The organism is Chamaesiphon sp. OTE_75_metabat_556, from assembly GCF_031378165.1.
GTDB lineage: Bacteria > Cyanobacteriota > Cyanobacteriia > Cyanobacteriales > Chamaesiphonaceae > Chamaesiphon.
The window spans coordinates 1-14,912 of sequence record NZ_JANNDR010000259.1; the positions used below are offsets into that span (position 1 = coordinate 1).

Below are 14,912 nucleotides of genomic sequence, written 5' to 3' on the forward strand. Positions count from 1 at the left end.
ACCCCATTAATCGAGGCAAAATCAGTGTTGTAGTTGACTACTAGTGCTACATTTTCAAATAAATTGACATCGACACCGATCGTGCCTAAGATTCCGAATCTGGACTCATTATTACTATTAGCTCCAGAACTAAACTGTACCCCACCACCCGCATGAAAAGTGATCAGTGGATTGCGCTCGAATGGTTCTGAGTCGCCAAACACAAAGTCATAAGTCACTGGTACGCGAATGATCGTGCCATTATTACCAAACAGTGCCGATGGTCGCACCGAGTAATTGTCCCCGAGTGAAAACCTACTAGTTGCCCCAAAGCCAGTAGCACCATTGCCAGTACCGATCGCTGGGCCGAAGTAGTTGCGGGGAATATTGGTCGGATAGCCACTACCGGTATCTCTGATACTCGGTGCTGGCGGAGCTTGCTCGGGGGTTGCCGGAGCCGGAGGAGTGGAGCCGCCAGGGAGTTCGGATTGAGCAATTTTTACTGGTGCGGGTTTTGCTAGGATGTCGGGGCTTGTGAGGGGAGCCTGTTGCCAATGTTGGGCGAGTTTGGACGATATGGCTGTTTTGGTGGTTGCGGTGGGAAATAATGTCGCGTTATCGAGTATTAAAATCGGGGTAGCGATCGTGGGGGTGGTCGGTGGGATCATAGTGGCTACTGATTACTCCTCAAAGATTAATGACTTTATTTATGACTGAGAGTCTAGCGATTACATGAATTATTAGACTGCTAATTGATTATATAGTTTCCCGATCTCGATTTGAGTTATCGGTTATCGATCGATAGTTTAAAATAGACATCTAGGCACTCGCACCCGATCTTAACAGCCCCATCAGCCTCACCCAACACCTTGGATATCTATCAACTAGCCGTTCGTCCGTTCTTATTTTCTGCACTCAAGGCCGATCCAGAAGTCGTCCACCAGCGATCTCTAGCCCTGTTACACGCGCTTGACACTACGCCGACATCCCCCCTGACCAAACTTGCCAAACTGAGCTTTGGGCAGTATTTTTGTCGGAGCGATCGCGCATTGGAGCAGTCGTTATTCGGCCTCAAATTTGCCAATCCAGTGGGATTAGCAGCGGGCTTTGATAAAGATGGCATCGCGGCTGGGATCTGGCAATATCTGGGCTTTGGCTTTGCCGAACTCGGTACGGTGACTTATCATCCCCAACCGGGCAATGATAAACCCCGTCTATTTCGACTTCCCCAAGATCGTGCGGCGTTAAATCGAATGGGGTTCAATAATTTGGGGAGTGCGGCGATGGCGGAATTACTTCAGCAGCGTCAGCAGGGCGATTTTACGATTCCGATCGGGATTAATTTGGGTAAGTCGAAGATTACCGAGTTAGCGGATGCGGCGAATGATTATTTAGGCAGTTTTCAACGGTTGCAAGATCTGGGCGACTATTTTGTGATTAATGTCAGTTCGCCGAATACACCTGGTTTGCGAGATTTACAAGCGATTGAACCTTTACGCACGATCTTCGATACTTTACAGCAAGCAAATCAAGGTCAAAAACCAATTTTAGTCAAAATTGCCCCCGATTTGGCTTGGGAAGATATTGCAGCGGTGGTGGAGTTATCTCAAGCATCTAAATTAGCCGGAATTATCGCGACGAATACCACGATCGATCGATCGCAATTAACTACTCAAATCGTCGCCGCTACAGGCAAAAAAGTGACGGAAGAATCCGGCGGAATCAGTGGCGCGCCAGTCCGTCAGAAATCTACCGAAGTTATCCGGTTTATCCATCAGCAAACGGGTGGAAGTTTGCCGATTATTGGCGTGGGTGGGATTTTTACCGCCGCTGATGCGTGGGAAAAGATTACCGCTGGCGCGAGTTTGATTCAGGTGTATACGGGTTGGACTTATAATGGTCCCTGGATGGTCGATCGGATTTTGACTGGGCTACTCGCTAAATTGGCGATACGAGGATTGACTTCGATTGCCGATGCGGTGGGAATTGGTGATGATTAGCATTTGTCTGCCGACCATTTGAGTGCTGTGTCAATATATGGTTGAATGGGGTTGAAGGTACTTGTCGTTGCTAAAATTATTTTTGAGATAATTGAGATCGACGCCAACAGCTTAAGCTGTTATTATTAATACTTTTTTAGTTTAAAAAATCACCGAGATGAAGAAAGTTTTAGTTGTTGAAGATAGCCAATCCGAACGAGAGTTGATAACGCTATATCTGGAGCAGAATAATTATCAAGTTATCGCTGCGAACAATGCTGAGGATGGGATGGAATTAGCGGCCAAGCAGCAGCCAGATGTCATTATTACAGACATTACGATGGAAGGAATTAATGGCTTTGAGTTTTGTCGGTTGTTGAAAGTATATCCCGATACCGAGAAGATTCCTGTTATTGCTTGTACGGCACGCGATCGAGAGTTGGATCGGATGTGGGGTCAAAAACAAGGGATCGATTTGTATATCACCAAACCATATTCTCAGGAAGAGCTAATTCAGGCGATCGAATCCGTGATTAGCAAACCCCAATAGATCGAGTGGGTACGGTTTAGATCGGCTGTTGGTAAAGCATAAATAAGTACTAGTAAAGATCGCACAGAATTTAAGATTGCATCGAACTAAAAATCCAACTTCTTGATGTCACCACAATTGATGCCAGAAACCCGACTTCTTCAAGAAGTCGGGTTTCTAAATTAACCTAGTCTCGATCGATAATCTTCATAACCAAACTCCCGCCATAACTTAAAGTTGCCCTCTTTATCGATCCGACCGATTGCTGGATGAACGACACCATTAAATGTCGAAGTTTTGACCATTGTATAGTGCATCATATCTTCAAAGATGATGCGATCGCCGATCGCTAATTGTCGATCGAAAGCATAATCACCCAAAAAGTCACCAGCCAGACAACTAGAACCACCCATCCGATATAGTATATCCCCAGCTTCTGGCTCTCGTTCACCGCGAATTGCCGGCTTATAGGGCATTTCCAAACAGTCGGGCATGTGAGCGGTAAATGAGACATCTAACATCACATTTACCACGTCGTCGGTGGGAATGAGATCCAATACTTTACCGATCAAAAATCCCGTTTCCCAGGCAATTGCCGAACCTGGTTCCATCAAGAGTTGAAGATGCGGATGGCGAGAATGGAAGGACTTTAATACCTCGATCGCATGTTCGATATCATAATCTTTGCGCGTCATCAAATGACCGCCACCGAGATTTAGCCATTTTAAATCTGGTAAGAATCGATCGAATAAGAGTTCGATATTCGCCAAGGTTTTTTCTAAGGCAAATGAATCGCTCTCACATAAATTGTGCGATAAAAATCCATCGATACCCGCAGGCAAAGTATCGCCCAAATTTTTAGCCGAAACGCCCAGTCGGGTAGAAGGCTGACAGGGATTGTAGAGGGCGGTTTTGACTGGCGAGTACTCAGGATTGATGCGCAGTCCTGCCGATGGTTTCGCAGTACCAGCAGCTTCAACCTGCGATCGAAATTGATCCCACTGACCGATCGAATTGAAGGTCATGTGCGAGGCTAAGGGGAGAATCTCTGGCACATCTTCAGCACGATAAGCTGGGGAATAGACATGAACTTCGGTTCCAAATTCCTCTGCGGCGAGTCTTGCCTCCCACAGAGAGCTAGCCGAAGCACCTTTGAGGGTGGTGCGAATCTGAGGGAAGGTATGAAACAGCGAAAACCCTTTGAGTGCGAGCATGACGCGAATCGGTGCGGCTTGCTGGACTCGATCGAATATTGCTAGATTGCGAGCTAGTAATTGTTCTTCTAATACAAAGCAAGGCGATGGAATGGTAGTTAGGGTTGGATCGTTATTTTGGGTCATGTTTACTCAATTAAAGTCGATCGGGAGGTACTTCACCCAATCGCTGTTGATATAGTGCTATTTGGGCTTCTAGTTCTCGCGTTCTTTGCGCCTCGCGATCGGCTCTTTGAGATGCTTCCACCGCTTTTTGAGCTTCAAGATCGGCTCTTTGCGCTTCGAGATCGGCGCGTTGAGCTTCTGCTTCAGTTTGTTCGATCTGCTGTTCTAGAGCAAGATTTAACTCCTCCAACGGCAATAACCTTACACCATCATCTAACCGATAAAAAGTGATGATTTTATCTTCGACAACGAGCCGGAGCTGTAATACTTCGCTGCGATCGTCCGAGATCGGCATATAAACTGCTTCCTCATCTCCTTGGAGCCGAAATCCGCGTAGTTTTTCGGGAATCCATTCGCCGCGCGGATCGAACTGCCAATATTCAGTCACCCCCAGGCTTTCATAGAGATGTTTCTTTTCGACATCATCCTTGTTACGAGTACCTGGGGAAGTCATTTCAAATATTACCGATGGTACTTGCCCTTCTTCCCAAATCTTGTAATTATCGCGTCCACCTGGCTCCACATCAAAAATCACCATCACATCAGGCGCGACTCGCAAGCGTGGAAAGCCCTGCGCGTAGTACAAAAATTGGTCTGCTAAGACTGTCGCTTGCTGCCCTTTGAGGTGTGCTAGCAACATCGCCAGGGTAGTCATGATGACATAGAGATGGTCGTAAGATTCTGCCAAGGGTTGTCCGTCAGAACTGGGGTAGAAGATGTCGGAATGAGGGTTTTTGTTAGCGGTGGAGTCGATAATTACGGCAGTCATAAACTTCCTCTGGTGCTATCTAAACTCAATTTTAGCAAGTCTCTGGCAACTACAAATTTGCACTCTCAATTAAGCATACTAATTTGCGTTTCCGTCCGTGGGTGGAAACCAATTGGGCGCGATATGCTTGCCACTCAGCTTGTCGTCCAGATTGGATATATGCTGCCCGCGCTCTAGTCAGCCAATTTACAGCCTCTTGATAAGATTCTGCCTTACCACGATTGATGATGTCCTCCGCTGGGCGAATCGCCTTGGCAATTACCCATTCTGGTCGATGCGACATGGCGGCATCCATTACCAACTGCATCAGATGCCCTCTACCATAACCATCATTGACAGTCGCGATCGCATCATCGATCGAGCCTGCATCCAAGAAGATTTGAACTTTGGCTTCGGCATGACTCCAGTTGTCCATCGTCCGTAGATGTTGCAGCAGATCGGGCTGCAAGGTCTGCCAAGTATCGTCTGCAAGAGTTTTGGCTTGCTGGTAGCTGTGCATCGACGGACGCAGCTTAAAGGCAGAAATCCGTGCAGTGAGAGCAGTCTCGGTATCGCCCAATCCTTGAGCCAATTCACTCGTCCAATCGGCTAATTCGTAGCGATGGCGATCTAGCATGGGACTCTGACTAATCGTGAAAAAATGATGCTCGGCTTGGGATGTAGCAAGGCGATCGGGTAAATCCAATCCCGATTTCGCGATAAAAAGTGCCTCAGTTAGCGCATCCTGTGCCCTCAATACCTTAGCAACAGCCAAGGCTTGTCCGGCATCCTTGAGGCGAATGCTCGCCGCCATGACTTCCGCAATCCGCCCCAACTGTGCCAGCATCACTAGATATTCTTCAACTAGATCCTCAGCCAATGCTAGGTGCAGATATGCTGGATAGCGTTCCTGAAGATTCAACATTTCCAATCGAATCCGCGTTAATTTGTCAGCATAGCTCGGTCGTCCATCCTCCCACAGATCGTCACTTTGCCCTTCAAGGACTGCTAATAACTCTGGTGCATCCCAGCCTTGCCGCAATGCTTCTGCACAGATCTCAAATTCACCATTGAGCCGATCTTGCCATTCTTCTAAATTCACCTGAATATCGATGGCTTCTACCGATGTTAATTCGGCAGTCAACACCGCTGCTGCCCACATCGGATCGAGAAGTAAGACCAGATCTTGACCATCTGCGCCATAGTCGGCAAGCTCATCCCAGTCTTCAACACAAGCTTCGGTAATTGCGGCTAAAATGACCAAAGCATCATTACCATTCCCATTATCGATCCAAGCTTGCACCTGGTCTAAAATCTCTGGTAAATCAGTCTCGATCGGATTTTCTTCTTCGCCTTCTTCCCAATACCGCAAACAGTCTCGCAGCAATTGTTTAGTTTGATAGCGATAGGGTTGGGGATCTACACTTGTCTGACGTTTGGGGCGGGTTTCGGTGGTGGAGACTGGTTGGACGATGATGGGCGGCGAGATCTTATTGACGAATCGATCGATCCGACTCAACAGATTGGGTTCTTTAGCGACTAGTTCTTGCACCAGTGTCTGGGTTTGGACATGGTTTAATCGATCGAGCAGCTCATTCAAAGACAGCCGTTGGTGCATCGTTTCCGGTGTGCGGATCGAAGTCAGTGCAACGGCGACGATATGCTTGCACCAGCCTTCAAAACTATATTCGCAAGTGCATTCCGTTTCCGTCACGCCGCCAGCATCAAATTGGATGGTGACATGGTAGGGTTCGACATTATTACCTTCGACTTCACCATAGAGACAATTTCCCCGCTGACAGAGATCGACTACCGCTCCCTGTTGATGGTAGGCTTCCCCGCGCTGGAAAGATTTGTCAGTAGCATGGTAGCGGAGATCCGTTTCACTGAGATTTGCGATATTCATGATGAAAGGCTCCGCCATTTTGTAGATGTTGATATTTTTTGAGCTGTTTGGGTAAATACCCACATTGTGGAATTGATGAAGATCAGCTTGACTTAGATAGTCGGTCGTTTATTAACCCCCAGCAATCCTCATCTTATGCATCTAGCTCGATCGTTGCGATAATTAGTTACTAATCACAAATAATTGATCGACTGGATCACACAACAATTCCCACGGCAACCGCAAAATCTTTGGCTGACTCGCCGCGATCGAGATTTGCCGCCCCTCAACATTCTCATCCTGAAATTCATTAAATAATCGCTCGGCAGATCGATCGGCAAACACCGCATTAAATAACCCCTGTCCCCACACCTTCAACTTCGCCACAATTTGATCGGCGCGGCTATCATCCACATCCGCCGCATATTGAGTCGGATAAGCTTCTAAATACCACTGCATATCCTCCCAATCCGCTTTAGTCAGGGGTGAAGTAAAGGGGATAGAATTCGTGGTTCGATCGTTCAATTTGATAGTGACACAATCGATCGAACTAAAGCTCAAAGTCAATTCCAGCATTATCTTACTCATATTCCCCTCTTGGGAGGGGCTAGGGGTGGGTTACACACTCCGCCAAACACTAGGATGCTGCCATGCCTAATTTCCTGGTGAAGATTGTTGGGTTAAGGCGTTCCGAAAGTCTTCACCAACGCGTTGCTCTACCCAACCTACAGATCTCGAAATCCAGAGTAGGGGTAATTCATGAATTACCCCTACTCTGGATTTCGAGGACATCAGCGATCTTCATGTATTATTCCCATAGTCTTCACAAATCGACTCAACTCTTGTAACTGTCGATCTCCGCTGACAACACCTCAATCTCAGCCGCTGTAAAAATCTCGGTCATAAAACCCACCAGAATCTATCATCCTAAAATATAACAAGTAGATGTCCCGATCGTGGATCTGGTGGTACTTGGAAATCGAGCAAACGATCGCACTTATCATCTTGATATCAGCAGTTTATCGATGAAACTTTGCTGATGATTCTTATCAAAACATCCAATTAATTATTGATTGCGAGATCGCGAGATTGTACGTTAGTTTAAAGCGATGTCCCTTATCACAGGAACTAGAGATATGCACCGATCGATTATCGAGCCGACAGCGATTGCCGAACCTCTTTCTGAGTCAATCTTACCGTGGTACGCGAGCTTCAATCGCAGTTATATCGTGCGAATTTTGGAATTGGTGCAAGATGCCATTGCCATTTCTCTATGTATTGGATTGTTTTGCGTAATGGTTTTACAGTTGAAGGAAATTTTCTTGTCGCTGACGACCTTACGCTTTCATGAGATTACCGCCGATATTTTGTTTATTTTAATTTTGGTTGAATTATTTCGACTATTAATTATTTACCTCCAAGAACAGCGCGTATCGATCGGGGTGTCGGTAGAAGTCGCGATCGTCTCAGTACTACGAGAGGTAATTGTCAAAGGTATCCTCGAAGTTCAATGGCAGCAGGTAATGGCGACTTGTGCTTTCTTAATTTCGATGGCGATTTTGATGGTAGTGCGAGTCTGGATTCCGCCCACTTTTGAAGGCATCGATCCCGAACACCAAGTTTCTAATCGACTCAAAGAGAGTAAACATCACGATTGAGGTAAGGGTAATTCATGTCTCAAGGGAGATCGACAAGGTAATTTTGGGTGGAGATCGCTACTGCTTGTTTACGATCGCTCGCACCTAATTTATGTAAGATGGTGTGAACGTGAACGCGGACTGTGCCAGGTGTGATATAGAGAATCTCCGCAATTTCGCGATCGGTTTTTTGAGTAGCAATTAGTTTGAGAATCTCTCGTTCGCGCCTGGTTAGAGATTCGATCGTTGTAGCTGGATCTTGTGTGGAACTATGCTGAAATAGATTGTGGATTTCGGCTGTAGCGGTAGCATCCCACCACGAAGCTCCGGCAATGACCGATCGCATAGCTAAAATCAGGGTTTCGGCACCGACACCCTTGAGGCAATAACCCTGTGCTCCGGCGGCTACTAAGCGGGAAATTAGCAATCGATCGGTACGTGAAGTCAGTGCCAAAATCGCTAATTTGGGATGATTTTGTTTGAGTTGGCGACAGGTTTCAATCCCCCCCAATCCAGGTAAACCAATATCGAGGAGCACGAGATCGAAGAGCTGCTGCTTGGCCAGATCGATCGCGGTTTCACCATCATTTGCTTCTGCTAAAATCTCAATGCCTGGTTCCTGTTGTAATCGCACGAGCAAGCCCAGGCGAAATAGTTCGTCATCTTCAACTAACAGAATTTTGAGGCGATCGAGTGACATATTAGGACGTTAAAGTGTGGGTAATCGCTGGGAGGCGAAACCCAAAAATTGCGCCTTGGGGCGAACGATTTTCTGCCCAGATCGTACCCTCATGCGCTTCGACAATTTGACGAGCCAGATATAAGCCCAAACCCGAACCACTAGCTTGGCGATCGCTTTCACCTTGATAAAACCTGTCGAATAAACGCGGCATCTCATCAGGTTGAATTCCCGCACCTGTATCCATCACTTTGACGATCTGCTGCCCACCTTGAGTACCTAAGATGACTTCCACTTTTGCCCCGCGTGGCGAGTGATTGATGGCATTCGCGAGCAGATTGGCGAATACGCGCTCTAGCTGAAAAGCATCACCATTGACCCAAAGAAATTGGCGAAAATCGGACTCACCGTAATTTAATGATAGGTGAACGCGGCGACTAGCGGCCAGATCGAATAAAGCGGTAGCAGCGGATTCTGCTAGCTTACCCAGATCGATCCGGGTTTGGCGGAGGTGCAAGCCTTCGATATCATTGCGATAGACATCGAGCAGGGTTTCTACTAGTTGTAAAGTCGTCTGATGAGAGCGAATCGTCACACCGAGGACGTGTTTTTGTTTGGGTTGAACTTCCCCAAATTGACCGCGATCGAAGGCTTTGAGCGTCTCTAGCGCACCCAAAATTGGCGTTTTGAGATCGTGTGCCAATGTCGAAGTAAAGTCCTCACGCAGACTCGCTAGTTGCTCTTGGACTTGCAGCTTGGCTTGCTGTTGTGCCAAGGCTTGCTGAATTCGGCGATTGCGATCGCTCAACAGTCCCGTGACAATCAGCGCGAGCACGGTAATCAGTCGATTTATGACCATTGCGGTGTGAATTGGCTCGCCACCTGGAATCCAGATATTGACTAGCGTTAAGACAATGGAGATCGCCGTAATCTGGAGTGTAGCACCCCGATTCAAACCGGGTTTGACAAACAAAATCGGGCTGATATAGAGATAGCCCATCACATAGTCGGCGGGAGTCAGCAGCTCCAACACGAACACCAGTCCAAACAAACCCGCAGTTACCCACAGTAGCGAGCTGGTCCGACTCGATGCTGGTAAGGCTGATGAAGGGTGGGTGAGTGCCTTGGCAGAGAGACTTGGTAGCTCGGTTGGCAGTTGCATCAGATATCACCAGGAAAATCGCGATTTATTTCAGTGTAACGGCAAAAATCTCGCTCCCCAAATCGGCTGGCTAGCTGGCAATTTCAGATGAGATTAAGACTATTTATCGATTGACTCGATAAGTTTTGTTTCAAAAGATCGATATTTTAGCGATCGCTACCCTCTTTTGCTTGGGTAAATCGCTCTCTAGATAGAGGATTTAGATTTGAGACAAAACATCACAAATAATTTTGTCCATAAACAAGATTTAAACAGTCACTAAACATTCAAACGGCGATCGTGTTTCAAATCTAGACTGATAGCAGCCAATTGACTTAAACAAAAAATATACCTTTTCAAACATCTAAAACTACGTCACGATTGGACTAACTGGCAGTGTAAATCAAGCTGATGAAGAGCATCAGAGCTACCAGTAAATAGTTAAACTCGATCGCGCTTTGCAGATGAGGAATATCGCACCATGCTACAGGGATGGATTCAAATTGGATTGACGTTAGTGCTAATCGTGGCGATTGCGCCCCTATTTGGCGGCTATATTGCCCGCGTCTATTTGGGGCAAACAACGCTACTCGATCGAGCTTTGCGGCCAGTCGAACAGCTAATCTTCAGCCTCAGCGGGGTCAAACCTGAAGCTCAGATGACAGGGTGGCAATATGTGAGAGCGATTTTGTATAGCAATTTGGCAATGGCAATTTTGCTGTTTGCGATCTTGATGTTACAAGGGTTGCTGCCGCTAAATCCCACGGGTTTAGGCGCACCAACTTGGGATACCGCCCTGCATACCACTATTTCATTTATCACCAATACCAATCAACAACACTACTCCGGCGAAACAACCTATAGTTACTTCGCGCAGACGGTGGGTTTGGGGTTTATGTTCTTTACTTCGGCGGCGACCGGAATTGCGGTCGCGATCGCGTTCATTCGCGGCTTAACGGGTAGACCGTTAGGCAATTTTTATGTCGATCTGATCCAGGCAATTACCCGAATTTTACTGCCGATTAGTATCGTCGGCACGATGTTATTTGTGTCAGCGGGCGTGCCAGAAACTTTGTCAGGACCGATCGTCACACCGACATTAGAAAACCCAAATATCAGTCAGGCGATCGCCCTTGGCCCCGTCGCCCATTTTGAGATTATCAAGCAACTAGGTGAAAACGGTGGTGGGTTCTTTGCGATCAACTCCGCCCACCCATTTGAAAATCCCAATGGATTTACGAATCTGATTCAGACTCTGACGATGATTTCGATTCCGACAGCGATGATTCATGCCTACGGCATTATTGCCAATAATCGCAAGCAAGCTTGGTTGGTATTTGGGATGGTGTTTATTATCTATGTCGGATTTATCATCGTCACGGCGATCGGCGAATACCAAGGCAATCCCCTCGTTAATAGCATCCTCGGCAGCTCACAGCCCAATCTAGAGGGCAAAGAAGTTCGGTTTGGATGGGCGCAATCGGCTTTATATGCGGTGACGACCACGGGCACGATGACTGGTGCCGTCAACTCCATGCATGACTCATTTATGCCAGCGGGCGGATTTGTTTTACTGTCTAACTTATTTCTCCAGATTGTCTGGGGCGGACAAGGTACCGGCACTGCTTATCTATTTTCCTATCTAATTTTGGCAGTATTTGTGACGGGATTGATGGTCGGACGCACCCCTGAATTCTTGGGACGCAAGATCGAAAAACAAGAGGTAGTCTTAACCAGCTTCTTACTCTTGCTCGTACACCCCATTTTTGTGCTGCTACCAGGAGCGATCGCGCTCTCCTTTCCCGAACAACTCGCTGGCATCAGCAATCCTGGCTTTCACGGCCTTGCCCAAGTCCTATATGAATACGCCTCCGCCGCTGCCAATAATGGTTCTGGCTTTGAAGGATTGGCCGATAGCCAACCCGCACCCACTGCCCTGTGGTGGAACCTAAGTACATCGGTGAGTTTGCTCGGCGGACGCTATGTCCCAATCGGGGCGCTGTTACTCCTAGCTGATGGGATGTCACGCAAACAACCCGTGCCATTTACGACGGGGACACTCCGTACCGATACTGTCCTGTTTACGGCCGTAACCGCCGGTGTAATTGTCATCATGGGCGCATTAACCTTCTTTCCCGTGCTAGCTCTAGGGCCGATCGCGGAAGCCTTCCAACTGGCGAAGGGAGCTTGAGGTTGGTTAATCAAGAAGTCTGAAAAGTTAGTTTGTTAGTTTTTAGCCCTGGAAGATCCCCCCTAGCCTCCCTTAAACAGGGGGGAACCAGATTCTTCCTTCACCCTTAAGTGAGACAAGACAGGGCGGAACTGGAATCATAGTCCCCCTTTTTGAGGGGGACTTAGGGGGATCTACACATTAGAAACATAGCAGTTAGATCCACGATCGCTATAAATACATGAAAGCCAATACTTCTCGCCCGCCACAACCTGACGAAACCAGCCGCAAACGGCGATCGCCAGCAGCCGATACATCTGGTTTGTACCAACGCGCCGTTCGTGATGCTTTTGTCAAACTCGATCCGCGCATTGCTGTCGGCAATCCAGTCATGTTCATCGTCTGGGTTGGGACGATCGTGACCTTCCTCGTCACCCTCGATCCCAATATCTTTGGGACAGTTACTGGCGATCCGAACCGCCAACGCCTGCTCAATGGATTAATTACGATCATTCTGTTTGCGACAGTGATTTTTGCCAATTTTGCCGAAGCCGTCGCCGAAGGTCGCGGTAAAGCTCAAGCCGACACCCTTAGATCGAGCAGATCGGATACGATCGCGCGCAAAGTCTTACCCGACGGATCGATCGGGCAAGTTAGCTCCACCGAACTCCGCAAAGGCGATCGGGTCAAGGTTGCCCTCGGCGAAACCATCCCCGCCGATGGTGAAGTAGTCGCAGGCGTCGCCTCTGTCGATGAGTCAGCCATTACCGGCGAATCGGCACCAGTATTAAAACAACCAGGCACCGACATCGCCAGTTCCGTCACGGGTGGGACGCGGGTAGTTTCCGACGAACTAACCATCCAAATTACCGCCGATCCGGGACAAGGCTTTATCGATCGGATGATCGCTCTAGTTGAAGGAGCCAAACGCAGCAAAACCCCCAATGAAATTGCCTTGACGGTCTTCCTGGCCGTTCTCACCCAGGTATTCTTAATCGTCGTCGCCACCCTCTCGCCGCTAGCTAACTACGTCAAAACGCCCATTTCGATCGCCATTCTCGTCGCTTTATTGGTGGCGTTAATTCCTACCACCATCGGCGGATTGCTCAGTGCGATCGGGATTGCGGGGATGAATCGCGTCTCCCAATTTAACGTGATTGCTACCTCTGGGCGCGCGGTAGAAGCCTGCGGTGACGTCAATACATTAATTCTCGACAAAACGGGCACCATCACCCTGGGCAACCGCCTAGCGGATGAATTTATCCCTGTCAACGGCCACTCAGTCCAGGAAGTTGCGGCCATTGCCTTAGCGGGTAGCCTCTTCGATGAAACCCCCGAAGGTAAATCGATCGTCCAACTCGCCGAGAAATTGGGTGCCAAACTCGACTTTCTGGGTGGCGGCTCTCTCGAACAGATTCGTGCCAGTGCTGAAAGCGTGGACTTCTCCGCCCGCACCCGGATGAGCGGTACCGATCTCCCCAATGAGATCGAAATTCGCAAAGGGGCGATCGATGCCATTCGCGGTTTCGTCCGATCGCGTGGTGGTAACATTCCCGATGAATTTGATGCCGCCTACGAACGTGTCTCCAGACTCGGCGGCACCCCCCTCGGTATTTGCCAAAATGGCGATTTATATGGCGTCATCTATCTCAAAGATGTTGTCAAAGCCGGACTCAAAGAACGCTTCGATCAACTCCGGCGCATGGGCGTGCGTACCATCATGCTCACCGGCGACAACCGGATCACCGCATCCGTGATTGCCCAAGAAGCTGGTGTCGATGACTTCATCGCCGAAGCCACCCCCGAAGACAAAATCGAAGTCATCAAACGCGAACAGTCCGCAGGCAAACTCGTCGCCATGACGGGAGACGGTACCAACGACGCCCCCGCCCTCGCCCAAGCCAACGTCGGCGTCGCCATGAACTCCGGTACCCAAGCCGCCAAAGAAGCCGCTAATATGGTCGATCTCGACTCCGATCCCACCAAGCTGATCGATCTCGTCGCGATCGGCAAACAACTCCTGATCACCCGTGGTGCCCTAACCACCTTCTCGATCGCGAATGATATTGCCAAATATTTCGCTATCATCCCCACCATCTTCGCCGCCGCCGGAATTGGCTCACTAAACATTATGGGGCTAAAAAATCCCCAATCTGCCATCCTCGCCGCCCTGATCTACAACGCCGCGATTATCCCCGCGCTGATCCCCCTCGCCCTCAACGGCGTCAAATTTCGCCCTCTCACTGCCGACCAACTGCTCCAACGTAACATCCTGATCTACGGTTTAGGTGGCGTGATTGCCCCCTTCATCGCCATCAAAATCATTGATGTGCTCATCCCCATCTAGTCACAACTTATGAAATACCTCCCTACCGCAGATATCGCCCAGCTCTGGCAAGCCTGGAGCCGTCGCAAATACCCCACCTACATTTTCCTCGCCCTCTGTTTCAACGTCATCCTAGCCTCAGCCGCCTTCGCCGCTACCGGTGACACCTTCTCCCGACCCCAAATTTACGCTCTCGGCATCCTTGGCTTAGGTACTGTCGCTCTGTCTGCTTATTTATTCGTAGTGATGTTTCAACCAGAACGGTTTTGATGAAAAGAAATATACAAATGAGTTGAATTAACACCTGAAGGTACGATCCGGAACCCACCCCTAACCCCTCCTGGGAGGGGAATAAGAAAGAGAAATAAAAGATCGATCTCTAACTAAAAACCAAAGTGGAATGAGTGTGTCCCGCAACACACAGATCGAAACTTTGGAGGGGGTTTGGGGGAGGCACAGC

At 48.5% G+C, this 14,912-nt stretch carries 13 protein-coding genes and 1 pseudogene; 6 read left to right on the top strand and 8 right to left on the bottom strand.

Annotated features, from left to right (window positions below; genetic code table 11):
- Positions 1–647 (bottom strand): annotated as a pseudogene (locus RMO27_RS10470) (hypothetical protein); the annotation flags it as partial.
- A gap of 201 nt (positions 648–848) precedes the next feature.
- Here RMO27_RS10470 and RMO27_RS10475 point away from each other — a divergent pair.
- Together RMO27_RS10475 and RMO27_RS10480 are read left to right on the top strand one after the other, a co-directional pair.
- Positions 849–1,979 (top strand): quinone-dependent dihydroorotate dehydrogenase, encoded by a 1,131-nt coding sequence (locus RMO27_RS10475; protein ID WP_309732103.1) that lies wholly within the window; start codon positions 849–851, stop codon positions 1,977–1,979.
- Positions 1,980–2,136: 157 nt separating this feature from the next.
- Positions 2,137–2,508 (top strand): response regulator, encoded by a 372-nt coding sequence (locus RMO27_RS10480; protein ID WP_309732104.1) that lies wholly within the window; start codon positions 2,137–2,139, stop codon positions 2,506–2,508.
- A gap of 161 nt (positions 2,509–2,669) precedes the next feature.
- Here the strand turns inward: RMO27_RS10480 and nspC are convergent, their stop codons facing one another.
- From nspC to RMO27_RS10505, 5 genes are all read right to left on the bottom strand, one after another.
- Positions 2,670–3,827 (bottom strand): carboxynorspermidine decarboxylase, encoded by a 1,158-nt coding sequence (nspC, locus tag RMO27_RS10485; protein WP_309732105.1) that lies wholly within the window; start codon positions 3,825–3,827, stop codon positions 2,670–2,672.
- A 10-nt stretch (positions 3,828–3,837) separates the two neighbouring features.
- A complete protein-coding gene (locus tag RMO27_RS10490; protein WP_309732108.1) occupies positions 3,838–4,635 on the bottom strand; it encodes a Uma2 family endonuclease in 798 nt (265 codons plus the stop codon).
- Between the two features lie 49 nt (positions 4,636–4,684).
- Positions 4,685–6,520 (bottom strand): SWIM zinc finger family protein, encoded by a 1,836-nt coding sequence (locus RMO27_RS10495; RefSeq protein WP_309732110.1) that lies wholly within the window; start codon positions 6,518–6,520, stop codon positions 4,685–4,687.
- A 162-nt stretch (positions 6,521–6,682) separates the two neighbouring features.
- On the bottom strand, positions 6,683–7,087 hold the full coding sequence (locus RMO27_RS10500) for a hypothetical protein (RefSeq protein WP_309732114.1): 405 nt from the start codon (positions 7,085–7,087) through the stop codon (positions 6,683–6,685).
- Between the two features lie 66 nt (positions 7,088–7,153).
- Complete coding sequence (locus RMO27_RS10505; RefSeq protein WP_309732116.1) at positions 7,154–7,291, bottom strand: hypothetical protein; 138 nt, start codon at positions 7,289–7,291, stop codon at positions 7,154–7,156.
- A gap of 344 nt (positions 7,292–7,635) precedes the next feature.
- Between RMO27_RS10505 and RMO27_RS10510 the strand changes: the two genes are divergently transcribed.
- Positions 7,636–8,157, top strand: a complete 522-nt coding sequence (locus tag RMO27_RS10510; protein ID WP_309732118.1) for a phosphate-starvation-inducible PsiE family protein — start codon at positions 7,636–7,638, stop codon at positions 8,155–8,157.
- A 19-nt stretch (positions 8,158–8,176) separates the two neighbouring features.
- On the opposite strand, the gene RMO27_RS10515 is transcribed toward RMO27_RS10510, so the two are convergent.
- The gene (locus RMO27_RS10515) at positions 8,177–8,836 is read right to left on the bottom strand and encodes a response regulator transcription factor (protein WP_309732120.1); all 660 of its coding nucleotides are present in this window, start codon (positions 8,834–8,836) and stop codon (positions 8,177–8,179) included.
- A gap of 1 nt (position 8,837) precedes the next feature.
- Positions 8,838–9,977: an ATP-binding protein gene (locus RMO27_RS10520; protein WP_309732122.1), complete on the bottom strand. Its 1,140-nt coding sequence runs from the start codon at positions 9,975–9,977 to the stop codon at positions 8,838–8,840.
- 460 nt (positions 9,978–10,437) lie between these two features.
- Between RMO27_RS10520 and kdpA the strand changes: the two genes are divergently transcribed.
- The 3 genes from kdpA to RMO27_RS10535 all read left to right on the top strand — a co-directional run bounded on the left by kdpA (position 10,438) and on the right by RMO27_RS10535 (position 14,722).
- Entirely contained in the window at positions 10,438–12,147 is a 1,710-nt protein-coding gene (kdpA, locus tag RMO27_RS10525; protein WP_309732124.1) for a potassium-transporting ATPase subunit KdpA, read from the top strand.
- A 220-nt stretch (positions 12,148–12,367) separates the two neighbouring features.
- Positions 12,368–14,473: a potassium-transporting ATPase subunit KdpB gene (kdpB, locus tag RMO27_RS10530; RefSeq protein WP_309732126.1), complete on the top strand. Its 2,106-nt coding sequence runs from the start codon at positions 12,368–12,370 to the stop codon at positions 14,471–14,473.
- A 9-nt stretch (positions 14,474–14,482) separates the two neighbouring features.
- A complete protein-coding gene (locus tag RMO27_RS10535) occupies positions 14,483–14,722 on the top strand; it encodes a potassium-transporting ATPase subunit F (protein WP_309732127.1) in 240 nt (79 codons plus the stop codon).
- Positions 14,723–14,912: the final 190 nt, after the last annotated feature.

Excerpts from the sequence above, each read along its gene's own strand:
- RMO27_RS10505 (WP_309732116.1), bottom strand. The coding sequence starts at position 7,291 with ATGTCCTCGAAATCCAGAGTAGGGGTAATTCATGAATTACCCCTACTC.
- RMO27_RS10500 (WP_309732114.1), bottom strand. The coding sequence starts at position 7,087 with ATGAGTAAGATAATGCTGGAATTGACTTTGAGCTTTAGTTCGATCGAT.
- RMO27_RS10495 (WP_309732110.1), bottom strand. The coding sequence starts at position 6,520 with ATGAATATCGCAAATCTCAGTGAAACGGATCTCCGCTACCATGCTACT.
- nspC (WP_309732105.1), bottom strand. The coding sequence starts at position 3,827 with ATGACCCAAAATAACGATCCAACCCTAACTACCATTCCATCGCCTTGC.
- RMO27_RS10510 (WP_309732118.1), top strand. The coding sequence starts at position 7,636 with ATGCACCGATCGATTATCGAGCCGACAGCGATTGCCGAACCTCTTTCT.
- RMO27_RS10515 (WP_309732120.1), bottom strand. The coding sequence starts at position 8,836 with ATGTCACTCGATCGCCTCAAAATTCTGTTAGTTGAAGATGACGAACTA.
- RMO27_RS10480 (WP_309732104.1), top strand. The coding sequence starts at position 2,137 with ATGAAGAAAGTTTTAGTTGTTGAAGATAGCCAATCCGAACGAGAGTTG.
- kdpB (WP_309732126.1), top strand. The coding sequence starts at position 12,368 with ATGAAAGCCAATACTTCTCGCCCGCCACAACCTGACGAAACCAGCCGC.
- RMO27_RS10520 (WP_309732122.1), bottom strand. The coding sequence starts at position 9,977 with ATGCAACTGCCAACCGAGCTACCAAGTCTCTCTGCCAAGGCACTCACC.
- RMO27_RS10535 (WP_309732127.1), top strand. The coding sequence starts at position 14,483 with ATGAAATACCTCCCTACCGCAGATATCGCCCAGCTCTGGCAAGCCTGG.
- kdpA (WP_309732124.1), top strand. The coding sequence starts at position 10,438 with ATGCTACAGGGATGGATTCAAATTGGATTGACGTTAGTGCTAATCGTG.
- RMO27_RS10490 (WP_309732108.1), bottom strand. The coding sequence starts at position 4,635 with ATGACTGCCGTAATTATCGACTCCACCGCTAACAAAAACCCTCATTCC.